Source organism: Sphingopyxis sp. (assembly GCF_040216815.1).
Taxonomy (GTDB): domain Bacteria; phylum Pseudomonadota; class Alphaproteobacteria; order Sphingomonadales; family Sphingomonadaceae; genus Sphingopyxis.
Genome location: NZ_JAVJOJ010000011.1, coordinates 258517 through 274859, shown reverse-complemented (window position 1 = coordinate 274859; position 16343 = coordinate 258517). Strand labels below are relative to the sequence as shown.

Genomic DNA, 16343 nt, shown 5'->3' with positions numbered 1-16343 from the left:
CGATGAAGGCGGGGGCGATCAGGGGCGGAAAAGCGGCGCAAGCTGCGGCCGCATGGCGTACCGCGGCGCTGCAAGCCCTGCGCCGGATCGGCGCCCTTGTCGTCCTGCTTCTTCTCGCCACCGGACTCGCGCTGTGGTGGGCGGCGCGCTGGACGCCCGACCGCGCCGTCTATCCGGTGCAGGGGGTGACGATCGACGCGGATAATGGCGAGGTTCACTGGGGGTCGATCAAGGCCGCCGGCGCCGATTTCGCTTATATCGCCGCGACCGGCGGCGCCGCGAGCGTCGACGCGCAATTCGCGCGCAATCTGTCGGACGCGCGCGAAGCGGGGGTGCAGGTGGGCCCGATCCATCGTTACAGCCTCTGCCGCCTCGCCACCGACCAGGCGGCCAATTTCATCCGCCACGTTCCGCGCCGCGCCGACATGCTGCCCGCAGTGGTCTGGCTCGATTATGACGACCGCTGCCCCGACCGCCCGACGCGCGCACTTCTGCTCTCCGAACTCGCGACCTTTCTTGCGCAGATCGAGGCGCATATGGGCAAGCGGAGCCTGATCGCCCCCGGTCCGGCGTTCGAGGCCGATTATCAGGTAACGCGTGGCATCGCGCGCACGACATGGCTGCGACGCGACTTTTTCGAACCCGATTACGGCGCGCACGCCTGGACCATGTGGCAGGCGAACGATTATGTCCGCCTGTCGGGTGCAACGGGCACCGTCGGCTGGAATGTCCTGCGCGCGCGAGGAGACATGCCATGAGCGAAATGACCCGCAACGCGTTGATCGACGCCGCGCGCGACGCGGCGAGCCGCGCCTATGCGCCCTATTCGGGTTTCCACGTCGGCGCCGCGCTACTGCTCAAAAATGGCGACGTCGTGACCGGCGCCAATGTCGAAAATGCCAGCTATGGCCTCACCCTCTGCGCCGAAACCGCGGCGGTGGCGAAAATCGCCAACGAAGGCTGGATCGGCGAGCTTGCCGAAGTCGCGATCGTCGGCGGGCGTCCGCAGGGCGCGGCGCTGATCGGCAGCGAACCGGTGCATCCGTGCGGCCGCTGCCGCCAGATTTTGAACGAAGCCGCCGAACGGTCGCGAACCGATATATTGGTTCATTGCGCCTCGGGCGACGGCAGCGCGATCGCGACCTACCGGCTGAGCGAGCTTCTGCCCGCCGCCTTTGGGCCGAAGGATCTCGGCCTTATCACATAGCCATCGTGTCCGCCGCGAAGGCCGGGCGTTACTGATCGCTTGCGCGAAGCGCGGCTCCCCGACAAGACAGCGACATGAGCATTCTTTCCGACAAATGGATTCGCGAAGCCGCCCAAACACAGGGCATGATCGAACCTTTCGTCGAGGCCCAGCGCCGCGACGGTTGCATCAGCTATGGCCTCTCCTCCTACGGCTATGACGCGCGCGTGGCGCCCGAGTTCAAGATTTTCACCAATGTCGACAGCGCGGTCGTCGATCCCAAGGACTTTGCGTCGAACAGCTTTGTCGACCGCGAAACCGACGTGTGCATCATTCCGCCGAACAGCTTTGCGCTTGCCCGCACGGTCGAATATTTCCGCATCCCGCGCGATGTGCTCGTCATCTGCCTGGGCAAATCGACCTATGCGCGCTGCGGCATCATCGTGAACGTCACCCCGCTCGAGCCTGGCTGGGAAGGCCATGTGACGCTGGAATTTTCCAACACAACCCCCCTGCCCGCCAAGATATATGCCAATGAAGGCGCGTGCCAGTTCCTGTTCCTCAAAGGCAACGAGCCGTGCGAGACCAGCTACGCCGACCGCGCGGGCAAATATATGGGGCAAAAGGGCGTAACGCTGCCGAAGTTATAGGCGCGACCCCGCGGGACAGGATGACAGGCCCCGACCGAAAGCGGGCGTTCATTTCATCGTCATTGCGGACGTGATCCCGGATGACGAAGGTTGGGGGTATCAACGTCGGATCCTCCCCCAAACCGGACATCGCAAATATTCCACGCCGCTTTGTGTCATCCCGCATTCGGGCCCGGCACCCTCGATTTCCCGGTCCTCCGCTCGCATCTATGTAACCGGTTGCATTGATCGACACCCCGCATTAGACCCTTTGCTCAATAACAATTTCGGGAAGAGGAAATTCGGGATGGACGCACCCAGCGCGGCGCCGGACGCCGGCACGAAGTCCACCGCGATGGCGGCCTTTGCCGCGGTGACGGTGCTCTTTTTCGCGTGGGGGTTCATCACCTCGCTGATCGATCCGCTGGTGGCGGCGGTAAAAGGCATTTTCACGCTCAGCGATGCCGAGGCGCAACTATCGGCTTCGGCCTTTTTTATCGCCTATGGCCTCATGTCCTTTCCCGCCGCCGCGCTGATCGCGCGCTTTCATTCGGTGCCGTCGATCCTCACCGCGCTGTCGACGATGGTTGCAGGCTGCCTCGTCATGCTCGCCGCGGCGAACCTTGCGATCTATCCGCTCGTGCTCGCTGGACTGTTCATTCTCGCGAGCGGCATCACCATATTGCAGGTCGCGGCGAACCCGCTCGCCGCCGCGCTCGGCGACCCCCGGCGCAGCCATTTCCGCCTGACCTTCAGCCAGACTTTCAACAGCTTCGGCACCTTTCTGGGCCCATTGATCGGATCGCATCTCTTCCTTGAAGGGGTTGAGGTGAAGGAAGGGACGGTCGTTACCGAAGCGGTGCGAAGCCAGGCGCTCGCGGGGATCGACTCGGCCTATTTCTGGATATGCGGGCTGATCCTTGCGCTGCTGCTTTTCTTTTGGGTCAGCCGCCGCATCGTCGATGCCGCGGTCCCGCCCGCGCCGATGGGACGGCGCGCGCGCATAGGCGAACTCATCGGCGAGGCTTTCTCTTCGCGCTGGGGCCTGTTCGGCGCCGCCGCGATCTTCCTCTATGTCGGCGCCGAAGTCGCGATCGGTACGCATATGGCGCTGTTCCTCAACAGCGATGCCGTGTGGGGCCAGTCGGACGCCCCGTTCGGCGTACCGCTGCTCGGCTGGTTCATGGGCAGCGACGGCGTCCCCGGCGTGTCGTTGCAGGAAGCGGGCAAGGCGGTCGCCTTTTACTGGGGCGGCGCGATGGTCGGCCGCGCGATCGGGTCGGTGCTGCTCGCGCGCATGTCGGCCGCAAAGCTGCTCACCGCCTTCACCGCCGCAGCCACGCTGCTCTGCCTTTATGTTGCGCTCGTCGGGGGCGTGAATGCGGGATTTGTCGCGCTCGGCATCGGCCTGTTCAACTCGATCATGTTCCCGGTGATCTTCACGCTGACGCTCGAACGCTCCACCGCGCGCGCGGAAGCGACGTCGGGGCTGCTCTGCACTGCGATCGTCGGCGGCGCGGCCATCCCCTATTTCGCGGGGCTTCTCTCCGACGCCGTCGGCTATGGCATGGCGCTGGTGCTGCCCGCGGCATGCTATGCACTGCTCTGCGTCTTTGCTATCGCCGCAGGGCGCACCCCGGCGCGGCAGATGAGCGCGGGCGCGACGGTCCACTGAGAAGGGGCGCGAGGGGGAGCATGGCGGGACTGTCGATCGAGGGCGCGCGCAAGAGCTTCGGCGGAACCGAAGTGCTGAAAGGCGTGTCGATCGACGTCGCCGACGGCGAGTTCGCGGTGATCGTCGGCCCCTCCGGTTGTGGCAAATCGACGCTGCTGCGCGCTGTTGCGGGGCTGGAGGATCTGACCGGCGGGCGGATCGCGATCGGCGGCCGCGATGTGACGGACCTCGCCCCATCGCAGCGCGGCATTGCGATGGTGTTCCAATCCTATGCGCTCTATCCGCACCTGTCGGTCCGCGACAATATGGCGTTCGGGCTGAAGATCGCCAAGGCCGCCAAGGACGACATCGCGCGGCAGGTGCAGCGCGCCGCCGAAATCCTGAATATCGAGGCGCTACTCGACCGCAAGCCCGCGGCGCTGTCGGGCGGGCAGCGTCAGCGCGTCGCGATCGGCCGCGCGATCGTGCGCCAACCGCAAATCTTCCTGTTCGACGAACCGCTGTCGAATCTCGACGCCGACCTGCGCGTACGGATGCGATACGAATTTGCCAATCTCCACCGTCAGCTCGGCACGACGACGCTGTATGTCACGCACGATCAGGTCGAGGCGATGACCCTTGCCGATCGCATCATCGTGCTGCGCGACGGGCGGATCGAACAGGTCGGCCATCCGCGCGACCTGTACGAGCGGCCGGCCAATATCTTCGTCGCACAGTTTCTGGGCTCGCCGCGGATGAACGTCCTTCCCGCGACCATCGCCGACGACGGCTGCGCGGCGATTGACGGCGGGCGACGCATCACCCTGCCCGCGCCGGTCGCCGCGCTCGCGCCCGGAACGCCGCTGTCGATCGGCATTCGGCCCGAACACATCGGAATCGGTGCCGCCCCGGATGCCCTGCCCTTTACGATTGGTTTCATCGAACGCCTGGGCGGCCTTGCGACCATCCATCTGCACGGCGCTGCCGGAAGCGACGCCCTGGCCTGCCAAATACGTGACGAGGGCCAATTTCGGGAGGGCGAGACGGTGTCGGTGCTGTTCCCGCCGGACCGGCTGCACCTGTTCGATGCGGACGGAATGGCAATAGCAACGCGGAGCGAACGGCCTTGATCTGGAGCCTTGTAACCGGTTACTCCATTCAATGCCCGGAACAGAAATCCCGGCGAGCGCGGCGAGTCACCATCACCGCCGCGCGCCACGCGGAAAAGAGGGGGAAGGCGGCATGACTACATTGAGAGATGTCGCCCGCGAAGCGGGGGTTTCGGTCGCAACCGCGTCGCGCGCAATCAACGGCCTCGGCAACGTCACCGCGCCGACGCGCGCCGCGGTGATGGCGGCGGTCAAGAAGCTCAATTTCGTGCCGCACAGCGGCGCGCGCAGCCTGACGCGGCGCAAGACCGATACCGTCGGCGTCATCCTGCCGGACCTGTTCGGCGAGTTCTTCTCCGAAATCATCCGCGGGATCGACCTTGTCGCGCATGAATCGGAGATGCATCTGCTGCTCGGCAACATGCACGGCAGCACGCATGAAACCGCGGCAGCAATCGCCGCGATGCGCGGCCGTGTCGACGGCCTGCTCGTCATGCCCCCCGACCTCAAGCCCGAGCTGCTCGCCGATTATCTCGACCCTGCGCTGCCGACCGTGCTGCTCAACTATGACGCGGGCTCGCTCGATCTGCCCTTTGTCGCCGTCGACAATTATCATGGCGCCTATACAATGACCGAAGCGCTGCTGGCGCGCGGCGCCCGCCAGATCGTCCATATCGCCGGTCCCAAACATAATCGCGACGCGCGCGACCGCCAGCGCGGCTTTACCGACGCTATGGCGAAGATCGGGGGTGTTCTCACGCCCGCGATCCTTCCCGGCGACTTTTCGGAAAAAAGCGGCGCGCAAGCGGCACGGTTGCTGGTGCAGGGCCAATTGCCCGCCGACGCGGTCTTCGCCGCGAACGACCAGATGGCGGTGGGGCTGATCGCGGGACTGGCCGAGGCGGGCAAGTCGGTGCCGGGCGACATCATGGTTGCGGGCTTCGACGATATTCCGCTCGCGCGTCACCTCAACCCCTCGCTCTCGACGATGCAGGTCCATATCGACCGGCTGGGGTCAACCGCGATGATGCTGCTCCTGCGCATGTTGCGCGGCGAGACGCTCGGCGCGGCGAACGCGACGATCCTCACCCCCGAACTGATCGCGCGCGGCACCACCGCAGGCGAAGCCGCCGCGACGGTCGCTGGCGGCGCGCGCCTGTGACCCCCGACGGCGCCCGATGCGGTTAGGACGGCGCCAGTTGACGGGCGCGCTTGCGGCGCTGCCCCTGCTCCCGACGCTGGGCGGCTGTGGCGCGCGGAATGGCGAGGCGTTGACCATCTGGGCGATGGGCAATGAAGGGGCCAGCCTTCCCGCGCTCATCAAGACGCTCGCCTTGCCCGCGAGCCTTCCGCCGGTCGAGGTGCAGCCGCTGCCGTGGAGCGCGGCGCACGAAAAACTGCTCACCGGTTTTGCGGGCGGGTCGCTGCCGGCGATCGGGCAGGTCGGCAACAGCTGGATTGCCGAGATGGCGGCTATCGGCGCGATCGCGCCCTTGCCCGCGGCGGCAGCACAGCTGCTCGACGATCAGTTCGCCGCGGTGGTCGACACCAACCGGATCGGCGGCACGGCCTGGGCGGTGCCCTGGTATGTCGACACGCGGCTGCAATTCTACCGCAAGGACATGTTCGCGCGCGCCGGATATGCGGCGCCACCGCTTAAGTGGAGCGAGTGGAAGCGCGCGCTGCACCGCGTCAAGGCGCTGGCAGGGCCCGGAAATTACGCCGTGCTGCTGCCGCTCAACGAGTTTGAGCAATTGCTGACCATCGCGCTATCCTCGGGCGCGCGGCTGCTGCGCGACGACGGCGCGCGCGGGGCCTTTGCCGAGCCGGAGTTCAAGGCCGCGCTCGCCTTTTACAAGTCGCTGTTTGACGAGGAGCTGGCGCCAATCGCGTCGGCGACGCAAATCTCCAACATCTGGACCGAATTTGCGAAAGGCTATTTCAGCATCTTCACCTCAGGCCCGTGGACGATCGGCGATATGAAAAGCCGCCTCGCGCCCGATATGCAGGACAAATGGGCGACCGCGCCCAATCCTGGCCCCGCTGGTATGGGTTCGGCCGCGCCCGGTGGATCGAGCCTCGTCGTTTTTGCCAGCCAGGCCGACCCGGCCGCGGCATGGGATATTGTCGCGCGCCTACTCTCGCCCGCCGCGCAGATCGAACTTCACCGGCTGACGGGCAATCTTCCCGCGCGGCGCTCGGCGTGGCGCGCGGCAGGTCTTGCGAGCGACCCCATCGTCGCGCCCTTCGCCGCCCAACTCGAACGCGCAACCGCGCTCCCCAAAGTGCCCGAATGGGAACGCATCGTCACCGAGATGCAGGTGGTCGCCGAACGCATGGTACGCGGCCAGTACAGCATCGAGGCCGCCGCGCGCGAAATCGACCGCCGCGCCGACCGCCTGCTCGAAAAGCGTCGCTGGATGCTGGACAAGGGACGGGCGCTGTGAGCGGGGTGGGCCGTCCCGGCGAAGCACGCGCCGGCTGGGCGATGAGCGCGCCCGCGCTCGCCGCGATCCTTGTCTTCTTCGTCTTTCCCGCCGCCGCATCGCTGTTCCTGAGCTTTACCGACTTCGACATCTATGCGCTCGCCGACCTGGGCAATCTGCGTTTCATCGGTTTCCAGAATTACGAAAGGCTGGTCGCCAATCCCCTGTTCTGGAAGGCGATGACGAACAGCTTGTTGTTCGTCGCGATCGGTACGCCCTTCATTGTCGCGCTGTCGCTCTCAGCCGCAATGCTCGTCAATTCGCGCTGGCTTGCGTGGCGGCCGGTGTGGCGCGTCGCGCTCTTCGCGCCTTATGTGACGACGCTGGTGGCGACGGCCGTGGTGTGGCGCTATCTGCTCCACACGCGCTACGGGCTCGTCAACTATCTGCTGTCGCTGTTCGGGATCGCACCGATCGACTGGCTGGGCAGCCCCACCGCGTCGCTGCCCGCGATCCTGCTGTTCGTCGGCTGGAAGACCTTTGGCTATAACATGATCATCTTCCTCGCGGCGCTACAGACGGTGCCGCGCGAACTCGACGAGGCGGCGCGCATCGACGGAGCGGGCTGGTTCACGCGGCTGCGCCACGTCACCCTGCCCGCGGTCGCGCCGACGGTGCTGCTCGTGTCGGTGCTGACCGTCGCGGGCATGTTCCAGCTGTTTGCCGAACCCTATGTGATGACACAGGGCGGCCCGGCCCAGTCGACGGTGACAATCCTCTATTTCATGTATGAGGAAGGGTTCAAATGGTGGAATTTGGGGTCGGGCGCGGCGGTCGCCTTTCTCCTCTTCCTCTGCATATTGGCGGTAACGCTGGTGCAATTGCGGCTGGCAAAGCGGAGCGGAGCGATATGAGCCTGCGCCGCTGGACCGTCACCCTGTTCGCCGCACTCGTCGCGCTGCTCACTATCGCGCCGCTCGTCTGGATGGTCTCGGTCAGCTTCATGGCGCGCGGCGAAGCGGCGCAGTTCCCGCCGCCGCTGCTGCCGAGCGATCCCAGTTTCGAAAATTATCGCGCGCTGTTCGACACCTTCGGCGCCCGCCGTTTCCTGGCGAACAGCCTGCTCGTCTCGACGCTCGCGACGCTGCTCGCGCTGCTCTTTACGGTCCCGGCGGGTTACGCTTTTGCCAAGCTGCGTTTTCGCGGCCGCGACGCGACCTTTCGCCTGCTCGTCGCGGCGCTTGTCGTGCCGGGGCAGATCGGGATGCTGCCGCTGTTCCTCGAACTCAAGGCCATGGGGCTGGTCAACAGCTATGCCGGCGCGCTGGTGCCGTGGCTTGCCGGGATTTTCGGTATTTTCCTCGTCCGCCAATATTGCCTGTCGATCCCCGACGAAATGCTCGAAGCCGCGCGCATCGACGGCGCCAGCGAGGGCCAGATTTTGCGCCGCATCGTGCTGCCGCTGCTCACCCCGATCATCGTCACGCTCGCGCTGTTCGTCTTTCTCGGCAGCTGGAACGATTTCATGTGGCCGCTCATCATCTTCGCCGATCAGGAGCTTTATACGCTGCCCGTGGCGCTCGCGGCGATGAGCCGCGAACATGTGCAGGATAATGAACTGATGATGGCCGGCGCCGTCGTCACCACCCTGCCCGTGCTCATCCTCTTCCTCGCCCTTCAGCGCTTCTATCTGAGCGGTCTGCTCACCGGGAGCGTCAAGGGATGACCCGCCCTCCTGCCCAGAAAAGGACAATAACAATGCGATTTCGCCTGGCGGCGCTTTCGGCGCTCGCCCTCTCCTTCGCCCTCCCCGCGGCCGCCCCGGCGCAGGCCGCAGTGGACGGACAATCGCCGCAACCCGCGATCGAGACGGGCAATTATCCCTATCAGCTGTTCCTGCCGCGCGGATATTCGGCGGATCAGAAAGCCGACTGGCCACTGCTGATCTTTCTTCACGGATCGGGCGAGCGCGGCGACGATGTCGCGAAGGTCAAGGTCCATGGACCGCCGAAGATCGCCGACCGCAGCCCCGACTTTCCCTTTGTGACAGTATCGCCGCTGCTCGGCGCCGATCAGGATTGGGACGTCGCAAAGCTCGAGCGGCTGCTCGATCATATCGTGCGGACGCATCGCATCGACCGCACCCGCATCTATCTGACCGGGCTCAGCCGCGGAGGCCATGCGAGCTGGCGCTGGGCGGCGGCCGATCCGCGCCGGTTCGCCGCCGTCGCGCCGGTGGCGGGGCGCGGCGATCCCGCCGGCGCCTGCGCGCTCAAGGACACGCCCGTCTGGGCCTTTCACGGCGACCGCGACGATGTGGTGGTGCCCGAAGGCAGTTTTGCAATGGCGCGCGCGATCCGCGCGTGCGGCGGCCGCGCGTCGCGCCTGACCATCTATCCCGACCTTGGCCATAATGCCTGGGACCCGGCGTATGACGACCCCGCGCTCTATTATTGGCTGCTCTCCCACCGCCTCCCCACGATGACCAAGGATAAAAAATGACGACTTCCGCTTTCCCCGACAATTTCCTGTGGGGCGCCGCGACCGCGGCCTATCAGATCGAAGGATCGCCGCTTGCCGACGGCGCGGGCGCCAGCATCTGGCAGCGGTTCAGCCACGACCCGCGGCTGATGGCGTCGCCCGGCGATACGGGCGATGTCGCGTGCGACCATTATAACCGCATGGAAAGCGACGTGGCGCTGATGAAGGAGCTGGGGCTCCAGGCCTATCGCTTCAGCGTCAACTGGGGCCGCGTACTTCCCGACGGAACGGGGCGCGTGAACGCCAAGGGCCTCCGCTTTTACGAACGGCTGGTCGACGAATTGCTGAAGCATGATATCGAACCGTTGCTGACGCTGCACCATTGGGATCTGCCCGCGGCGCTCGACGACCGGGGCGGCTGGCTCAACCGCGACAGCGCCGACTGGTTCGCCGAATATGCCGATGTGATGTACCGCGCGCTCGACGGGCGGGTGAAGAAATGGGTGACGCTGAACGAACCCTGGGTGATCACCGACGGCGGCTACCTCCACGGCGCGCTGGCGCCCGGCCACCGCAACATGTTCGAGGCGCCGATCGCCAGCCACAATCTGATGCGTGCGCACGGCCGCGCGGTACAGGCCTATCGCGCCACCGGCGCGCATGAAATCGGGCTGGTCGTCAACATCGAACCCAAATATCCGGCGAGCGACAGCACCGAGGATCGCGCCGCGACGCAGCGCGCCCACGCCTACATGAACCGCCAATATCTCGACCCGGCGCTGAAAGGTTCCTACCCCGCCGAAATGGCCGAGATTTTCGGTGAGGCATGGCCGCAATGGGCGGCCGAGGACATGGCCGACATCTGCCAGCCCGTCGATTTCATCGGCATCAACTATTACACGCGCAACGTGGTAAAGGCCGACCCGAACCAGTGGCCACTCGGCGCCTCGCCGGTCAAACAGATTGCGACGCACACCACGACCGACTGGGAAGTCTATCCGCCCGCGCTGACCGACATGCTTGTCTGGTTTCGCGACACCTATGGCGATATTCCCGTCTATATAACCGAAAATGGCGCAGCCTTTTACGACCCGCCACAGGCGGGGCCCGACGGTATCGACGACCCGCTACGCTGCGACTATCTGCGCACGCATATCTCGGCGATCGGCGACGCGATCAAAAAGGGGGTCGATGTGCGCGGCTATATGGCCTGGTCGCTGCTCGACAATCTCGAATGGTCGCTCGGCTTTTCCAAGCGCTTCGGCATCATCCATGTCGATTACGAAACGCAGGTGCGCACGCCCAAGCGCAGCGCGCGTTTCTATAGCAGCGTCATCGCGGCAAATGGCGGGAACCTCGGTTGATGCGATGGCTGGCGCTCATCCTTGCGGCCTTGCTCGCGCTGCCCGTGGCGGCCAAGGAGCGCGCCGATCGCTATAGCGCGATGACATATAACATCCGGCTCGACATCGCGTCGGATGGCGACAATGGCTGGCCGCATCGCCGCGCCGCGCTGACGAGCCTGATCGCCTATTATGCACCCGACCTCGTCGGAATGCAGGAGGTGCTATTGCACCAGAAACAGGCGGTCGAGGCCGACCTGCCCGGCTACACCTTCGTCGGCGCGGGGCGCGACGACGGCAGGGACAAGGGCGAATTTTCGCCGCTCGGCTTTCGCCGCGACCGCTTTGCGCTGGTCGCGTCGGGAACCTTCTGGCTGTCGCCGAGCCCCGATGTTCCGGGCAAGGGATGGGACGCCGCCTATCCGCGTGTCGCGACCTGGGCGCGGCTGAAAGACAAGGGCGCGCGGCGGAGCCTGCTCGTCGTCAACACGCATATGGATCATGTCGGCACGACCGCACGGCTGGAGAGCGCGCGCCAGATCCGCCGCTGGATGGCCGCAAACCGCCGCGCAGGGGAAAGCGCCGTGCTGATGGGCGATTTCAACAGCCCGGTGGACAGCGCCCCCTATAGCGCGATCACCGAAGCAGGCGACGGCGCACTCAGCGACACGCTGACGATCAGCCGCACGCCGCATTTCGGCCCGCGCGGCACCTTCACCGGTTTCCGGATCGAGCAGAATGATGCGAGCCCCATCGACCATATTTTCGTCGGCGACGGCGTTGCGGTGCTCCGTCACGCGACGCTGACGCAGCATACGGGCGGCAAGCTGCCGTCCGATCATTATCCGGTGCTCGCCGACCTGTGCATCGGGAAAGGTTGCTGACGTCGCCGGACGACACGGCCTATTCGGCGTTTGCGTCCTTTACCTGGTCGAGCCAGCCGCCGGTAAAGCCGATGCGTTTCAGGCCGCGAATGATGTGCGGATTCTTGCGCATCACCTTCCACACGAGTCCGCTGCGATGATTTTCCATCATCGCGAGGATCGGCCCCTGGTCGATGCCGATATAGTCGCGCGCGATCCAGCCCTTTTGCGCGTCGACCTCGCCCGACTTCGATCCGAAATCGGTGAAGGTGAAGCTGGGGTTGATCGCGTCCTTGAAGCCATATTCGGTGTAGAGACGCGCGCCATACTGGCTGCGCATCGCCATCAGCGCGGGGATCGTCACCTCGGGCGCGAAGGGGATCGAGCCCCCCGCCGCGGTCGGCACGATCGTGCCGTCGTCGACAACGCGCCCCGCGCTGACGCCGCGCGCCATATAGCCGTTGAAGTTCCGCGGCGTGCCCGCGACGCTATATTTGCCCTCGCTATATCCCGGGCCGTCCGACGCGGTCCAACCCCAGATGTCGGCACTGTAATCGGCCCATTTGTTTGGATTGTCGGCGCCATAGGCGCGCTGCGACAGGGTCGCGCGGCGGCTGTTCTCGAAATAGTCGATGCCCTTGCCGCGCATGAAAGCGTCGCGAATGCCACGGAAATCGACCCAGACATGGCTGTACTGATGCCCGAACAAGGGTTCGAACTGCAGATGCTCCTGCCCATAATAGGTGCCCCAATCCTTTTCGAGATCGGCCGCCCAGCCCTTGTCCCACGCCTCCTTGCTCACCGGATGCGTCGGCGAGCCGAGCGCGAGGATATAGACGAGCATCCCCTCATTATAGCCGACCCAGTCGTGGGTTCCGAAATCGCCGCCATTGCCGCGTTCGGGATACCAGCCCATCGCGATTGCCAGCGGCCCGCCGCCGTTGCGCGAGGCTATGGTCGAATTGCGCCGCTGAACGAAGGTCCAGTCGACGCGACCATAGATTTTCTCAGCAAGATCGCGGATTTCGGCTTCGACCGGATTATTGCGGTCGAAATAGCTTTGCGCAAACAGCACGCCGCCGAGCAGCAGTGCGGTGTCGACGGTCGACAGCTCGGTCTTGCCGCGCCGCGTCCCGTCCTCATTATTGAGGAAATGATAGAAAAAGCCCTTGTGCCCGCTCACGCCCGACGCCGCCGGGCCCTGCGGCGCGGTCCAGTAGAAGCGCAGGCAGTCGCGCGTGCGTTCGGCAGCCGCGGCGCGCGTCACATAACCGCGCTCGGCGCCGATCCCATAAGCGGTGAGCGCAAACCCCGTCGCGGCGATCGACGAGAAAGGATTGCTCGGCCAGCGGTCGGGCGCCAGGCAGCGTTTCGTATCGGTCGTATCCCAGAAGTAGCGGAAGGTCCGCTCGGTCAGCTCTTCGGAAAAGGCCGCCTCGCTGATCGGTGCGAGCGCGGCGGGAGTGGACGGCATGGCGGGGGACGGCACCGGCGCAGCGGTACAGGCCGCGACGCTGAGTGCGGCGAGAGGCATAAGCGACGCCCCGAGACGAAATGACATTGGATACTCCAAAAAATGGGCGCCCGGCCGACGGGAGGGGGGGTGTGGCCGGGCGTCCTGTCAGCCGGTCAGAAAGAGAAGCCGGCCGAGACCTTAATCGTACGCGGCGGCCCATCAATACCGAGATCGTTCGGGTTCCGCAGCCCGGTAACCGAGTTGAAGCCGCTGTAATTGCGATCGTTGAACAGGTTGATGATATCGACGCGGAGGCGCAATCGTGCTTCATCGTTGATGAAGCCGATCGGAATATATTTGGTCGCCGACAGATCCATCTGACGGAACCCCCACAAATCGCCATTTCCTTCGGTCTTGGTCGAAACGATCGTCCGGCTCGGCGGCGGGCCGGCCGTATTGACGAAGGCATTGAGATATTTGGGCGAAGCAATCTGGAATTTGCCCGACAGCGTGACGCCGATCGGCAAGTCGACGGTTCCGGCCATCACGAAGCGGTGCTTGCGCACACCGGTCGAGGTGACGAACGGATAGTCGTCGAGGCTCGGATAATCGAGGCTGAAGACTTCGCCGAACTGCCGGTTCGCCTCGGCGTTGGTGAAGGTGTAGGTCGCATCGAGGCTCCACGGCGAAAATTCGGTGTAGCGCTTCGTCAGCTTGAAATAGGCCGTGTTGGCGCGCGTTTCGAGGCCGTTGGTCCCGATGATGATACTGCCGAACGGTGCCGGGGGATTGCCGAAGGGCGAACTCGGCGACCCGGTCGGGGCAAAGAAGTTGCCGTCGGGACGGCGGTTGCCGAGCAAATAGGCAAAGCCATCCTTGCTTTCGACATAGCTATAGCCTGCTTCGAGGTCGAGCAGGTTGAACCGGCCGCGCACACCCAGGCTGAACTGGTCCGAATAGGGCACCTTGATGTCGTTCTTGATGAAGCGAAGCTCGCGCCCCGCGCCGATCGGCAATCCGGCAATCAGCGCTGCCCGGCCTTCAGCCGTCAGATAGGCCGGATTCCACGGGATGCAGGTCGCGCTCGGCGCGCAGGTGTTGAGCGTATCGCCGGGGTTGTTGAAGTTGAACACCCGGTTGGCATAGAGACCCTGCGCCAGTTCCTGCTGGATGAAATCGAACTGGGTGCGATCGTAGGAACGGCCATAGCCGCCAAAGATTGCAAAGCGCTTTTCCTCATCGAGCGCATAAGTGAAGCCGAGGCGCGGCTGCCATGCGCCCTTGAAGGCTTTGCGCTCGCTGCCCGTCGAAATATAATCGTCGATGTCGTAGTTGGCGTTGGTGAGGTTCATATAGGGCGGCGTCACCGAGCCATTGGGCCCGGTATAGGATGCACGGCCCGCCACGAACTCGGCGATGGCCGGATCATGTTCGTAATTCAGGAACGCCGGCGTGCGTTCATAATCCCAGCGCAGGCCGATATTGAGCGTCAGCCGGTCGTCGACCTCCCAATCGTCCTGCGCATAAATGCCGAACTGGAAGTTCTTGGACCGGATATTGGGATCGCCATCGGCGACGGCTGCGCCGAATTCCATGCGATAGGGAATGGTATCGTTGAACGTCCCGCCACCAGGATTATAATTCACATTATAAGTGAAAATGGGATTGATATTATTCTGCTGCGTCGTGCGCAGCGTGACCCACTTCGCCTTCACGCCGACCTTGAAGGTATGGCCTTCCATCCCGGTCCAGGTGAAATCATCCGACACTTGCCAACCAGACTGGCCTTTGTCCTGAAAATTGCTGCCCGCGCCGATGCGAAGAATGTCGCCGCGCCGCGTTCCGGTCAGCGGCGGCGCATTGGGCACCGTCGCGTTAAACACCGAAATATTGCCGAAATTGAGCGGCCGGGGCCCCCAGGTCACATCCTCATAGGCGACCTTGAAATCATTGATCCAGGTGTCGCTGGTGTGCTCCCAGCGCGCGAGGCCGCGCCATTCCTCAACCTTGGCGATAGTGCGCGTTTCAAAGGCGGCGATGCCGCTGTTGAAGGTTTCGCCACTTTCGTCACGATATTTGACGGAAAATTCGAACAAATCCTTGCTGGTGGGCGTGAAGTTCAACTTACCGAAGTAGAGATTCTCGTCGAAGGTTTCGTTGCGCGGACCGAATGCGTCGCGATACTGCGTCGGGAAAAAATCGACGGGCAATTGCAGGCCGGGCGTGACATCGCGCGGGTTGATCCGCCTTTTGCCTTCATAGGTCGCAAAGAAGTGGAGCATGTCCTTGATGATCGGACCGCCGAGCGCACCGCCGAACTGAAAATCCTTCGTCTTGACCTTGCTGCCCGCCAGTTCGCTCGGACGCGGATCGCGCAGGCTCTGGTTGGTAAAATCGACAAAGGCTTCGCCGTGGAATTCGTTGGTCCCCGATTTGGTGACGGCGGTGATGGCGACCGAGCTAACCTGATCGAACTCGGCCTTATAGTTCGATGAAATGACGCGATATTCGCCGACCGCAAGCTGCGGGAACGGGTTGCCCTGGGTCGAATCCTGCCCGGTAATGCCGTTTTTCAGGACATAATCCTTCTGCCCGACACCATCGATGAAGATGTTCACCGAATTGCTGCCCTGCGCCCCGCCCTGAAGCCGCGACTGATCGTTGCCCGCGGTGATGAATTGGACGCCGGGCGCCAGATCGGCGAAGGCAAGGAAGTTGCGGTTGTTCTGCGGCAGCTGCTCGATCAACCGCTGGCTGATGTTGGTCCCAACTTCGCCGCCCTCCATCGAACGGAGGCGGGTACCGGTGACGATGATCGCGCCGTCGTCCGACGCGATGTCGGGCTGCGAAAAGTCAAAGTCGAGAACCGCGCTCTGGCCGACCGACAGCGTGAATTCGTCGGTGCGGCGAACGCCGCCCGGCGTCGTGAGTTCAAGGCGATAGGTGCCGACGGGAAGCGAGGCGATATTATAGCTGCCATTCTCCCCCACCGCGACGCTGCGCGTCAGGCCGGTGTTCACGTTGATCGCCGTCACCTGTGTCACGCCGCCCTCGGCCTTTACGGTGCCGCGAAGCGAAGCATTCGACACCTGCGCATGGGCGGGGATCGCAACGGCGACCGCCATGGCCGCAGCCGCGCTGCCCAATGCCAGCGCAGCGGCAAGCGACCGCCTGCGCGAACGGCGAGCACCCATAT

Annotated in this window: 14 protein-coding genes; 12 read left to right on the top strand and 2 right to left on the bottom strand. The window is 64.4% G+C overall.

Annotated elements, in window-relative coordinates:
* The first annotated feature begins 2 nt into the window (after nucleotides 1-2).
* The 12 genes from RIA72_RS16235 (at nucleotide 3) to RIA72_RS16180 (ending at nucleotide 11712) form a co-directional block, all read left to right on the top strand.
* A complete protein-coding gene (locus RIA72_RS16235) occupies nucleotides 3-758 on the top strand; it encodes a GH25 family lysozyme (protein ID WP_350033105.1) in 756 nt (251 codons plus the stop codon).
* Nucleotides 755-1207: a cytidine deaminase gene (locus tag RIA72_RS16230; RefSeq protein ID WP_350033104.1), complete on the top strand. Its 453-nt coding sequence runs from the start codon at nucleotides 755-757 to the stop codon at nucleotides 1205-1207. Before RIA72_RS16235 ends, RIA72_RS16230 begins: the two co-directional genes overlap by 4 nt.
* A 74-nt stretch (nucleotides 1208-1281) precedes the next feature.
* Nucleotides 1282-1836 (top strand): dCTP deaminase, encoded by a 555-nt coding sequence (dcd, locus tag RIA72_RS16225; RefSeq protein WP_350033103.1) that lies wholly within the window; start codon nucleotides 1282-1284, stop codon nucleotides 1834-1836.
* Between the two features lie 286 nt (nucleotides 1837-2122).
* A complete protein-coding gene (locus tag RIA72_RS16220; RefSeq protein WP_350033102.1) occupies nucleotides 2123-3490 on the top strand; it encodes an MFS transporter in 1368 nt (455 codons plus the stop codon).
* 20 nt (nucleotides 3491-3510) lie between these two features.
* Nucleotides 3511-4599 (top strand): ABC transporter ATP-binding protein, encoded by a 1089-nt coding sequence (locus RIA72_RS16215; RefSeq protein WP_350033101.1) that lies wholly within the window; start codon nucleotides 3511-3513, stop codon nucleotides 4597-4599.
* Between the two features lie 112 nt (nucleotides 4600-4711).
* On the top strand, nucleotides 4712-5740 hold the full coding sequence (locus RIA72_RS16210) for a LacI family DNA-binding transcriptional regulator (RefSeq protein ID WP_350033100.1): 1029 nt from the start codon (nucleotides 4712-4714) through the stop codon (nucleotides 5738-5740).
* 37 nt (nucleotides 5741-5777) lie between these two features.
* The gene (locus RIA72_RS16205; RefSeq protein WP_350033099.1) at nucleotides 5778-7025 is read left to right on the top strand and encodes an extracellular solute-binding protein; all 1248 of its coding nucleotides are present in this window, start codon (nucleotides 5778-5780) and stop codon (nucleotides 7023-7025) included.
* A complete protein-coding gene (locus RIA72_RS16200; RefSeq protein ID WP_350033098.1) occupies nucleotides 7022-7918 on the top strand; it encodes a carbohydrate ABC transporter permease in 897 nt (298 codons plus the stop codon). The genes RIA72_RS16205 and RIA72_RS16200 overlap by 4 nt, the downstream gene beginning before the upstream one ends.
* Complete coding sequence (locus RIA72_RS16195; protein WP_350033097.1) at nucleotides 7915-8730, top strand: carbohydrate ABC transporter permease; 816 nt, start codon at nucleotides 7915-7917, stop codon at nucleotides 8728-8730. Before RIA72_RS16200 ends, RIA72_RS16195 begins: the two co-directional genes overlap by 4 nt.
* 32 nt (nucleotides 8731-8762) lie before the next feature.
* Complete coding sequence (locus RIA72_RS16190; protein WP_350033096.1) at nucleotides 8763-9506, top strand: carboxylesterase family protein; 744 nt, start codon at nucleotides 8763-8765, stop codon at nucleotides 9504-9506.
* Nucleotides 9503-10849: a GH1 family beta-glucosidase gene (locus RIA72_RS16185; RefSeq protein ID WP_350033095.1), complete on the top strand. Its 1347-nt coding sequence runs from the start codon at nucleotides 9503-9505 to the stop codon at nucleotides 10847-10849. The genes RIA72_RS16190 and RIA72_RS16185 overlap by 4 nt, the downstream gene beginning before the upstream one ends.
* The gene (locus tag RIA72_RS16180) at nucleotides 10849-11712 is read left to right on the top strand and encodes an endonuclease/exonuclease/phosphatase family protein (protein WP_350033212.1); all 864 of its coding nucleotides are present in this window, start codon (nucleotides 10849-10851) and stop codon (nucleotides 11710-11712) included. Before RIA72_RS16185 ends, RIA72_RS16180 begins: the two co-directional genes overlap by 1 nt.
* Before the next feature lie 19 nt (nucleotides 11713-11731).
* On the opposite strand, the gene RIA72_RS16175 is transcribed toward RIA72_RS16180, so the two are convergent.
* Both RIA72_RS16175 and RIA72_RS16170 read right to left on the bottom strand, forming a co-directional pair.
* Nucleotides 11732-13252 (bottom strand): glucoamylase family protein, encoded by a 1521-nt coding sequence (locus RIA72_RS16175; RefSeq protein WP_350033094.1) that lies wholly within the window; start codon nucleotides 13250-13252, stop codon nucleotides 11732-11734.
* Nucleotides 13253-13320: 68 nt separating this feature from the next.
* Nucleotides 13321-16341, bottom strand: a complete 3021-nt coding sequence (locus RIA72_RS16170; RefSeq protein ID WP_350033093.1) for a TonB-dependent receptor domain-containing protein — start codon at nucleotides 16339-16341, stop codon at nucleotides 13321-13323.
* Between the last annotated feature and the right edge of the window lie 2 nt (nucleotides 16342-16343).

Bases quoted from the DNA above. Each gene is read 5' to 3' on its own strand.
- RIA72_RS16235 (WP_350033105.1), top strand. From the start codon at position 3: ATGAAGGCGGGGGCGATCAGGGGCGGAAAAGCGGCGCAAGCTGCGGCC.
- RIA72_RS16230 (WP_350033104.1), top strand. From the start codon at position 755: ATGAGCGAAATGACCCGCAACGCGTTGATCGACGCCGCGCGCGACGCG.
- dcd (WP_350033103.1), top strand. From the start codon at position 1,282: ATGAGCATTCTTTCCGACAAATGGATTCGCGAAGCCGCCCAAACACAG.
- RIA72_RS16220 (WP_350033102.1), top strand. From the start codon at position 2,123: ATGGACGCACCCAGCGCGGCGCCGGACGCCGGCACGAAGTCCACCGCG.
- RIA72_RS16215 (WP_350033101.1), top strand. From the start codon at position 3,511: ATGGCGGGACTGTCGATCGAGGGCGCGCGCAAGAGCTTCGGCGGAACC.
- RIA72_RS16210 (WP_350033100.1), top strand. From the start codon at position 4,712: ATGACTACATTGAGAGATGTCGCCCGCGAAGCGGGGGTTTCGGTCGCA.
- RIA72_RS16195 (WP_350033097.1), top strand. From the start codon at position 7,915: ATGAGCCTGCGCCGCTGGACCGTCACCCTGTTCGCCGCACTCGTCGCG.
- RIA72_RS16190 (WP_350033096.1), top strand. From the start codon at position 8,763: ATGCGATTTCGCCTGGCGGCGCTTTCGGCGCTCGCCCTCTCCTTCGCC.
- RIA72_RS16185 (WP_350033095.1), top strand. From the start codon at position 9,503: ATGACGACTTCCGCTTTCCCCGACAATTTCCTGTGGGGCGCCGCGACC.
- RIA72_RS16180 (WP_350033212.1), top strand. From the start codon at position 10,849: ATGCGATGGCTGGCGCTCATCCTTGCGGCCTTGCTCGCGCTGCCCGTG.
- RIA72_RS16175 (WP_350033094.1), bottom strand. From the start codon at position 13,252: ATGTCATTTCGTCTCGGGGCGTCGCTTATGCCTCTCGCCGCACTCAGC.
- RIA72_RS16170 (WP_350033093.1), bottom strand. From the start codon at position 16,341: ATGGGTGCTCGCCGTTCGCGCAGGCGGTCGCTTGCCGCTGCGCTGGCA.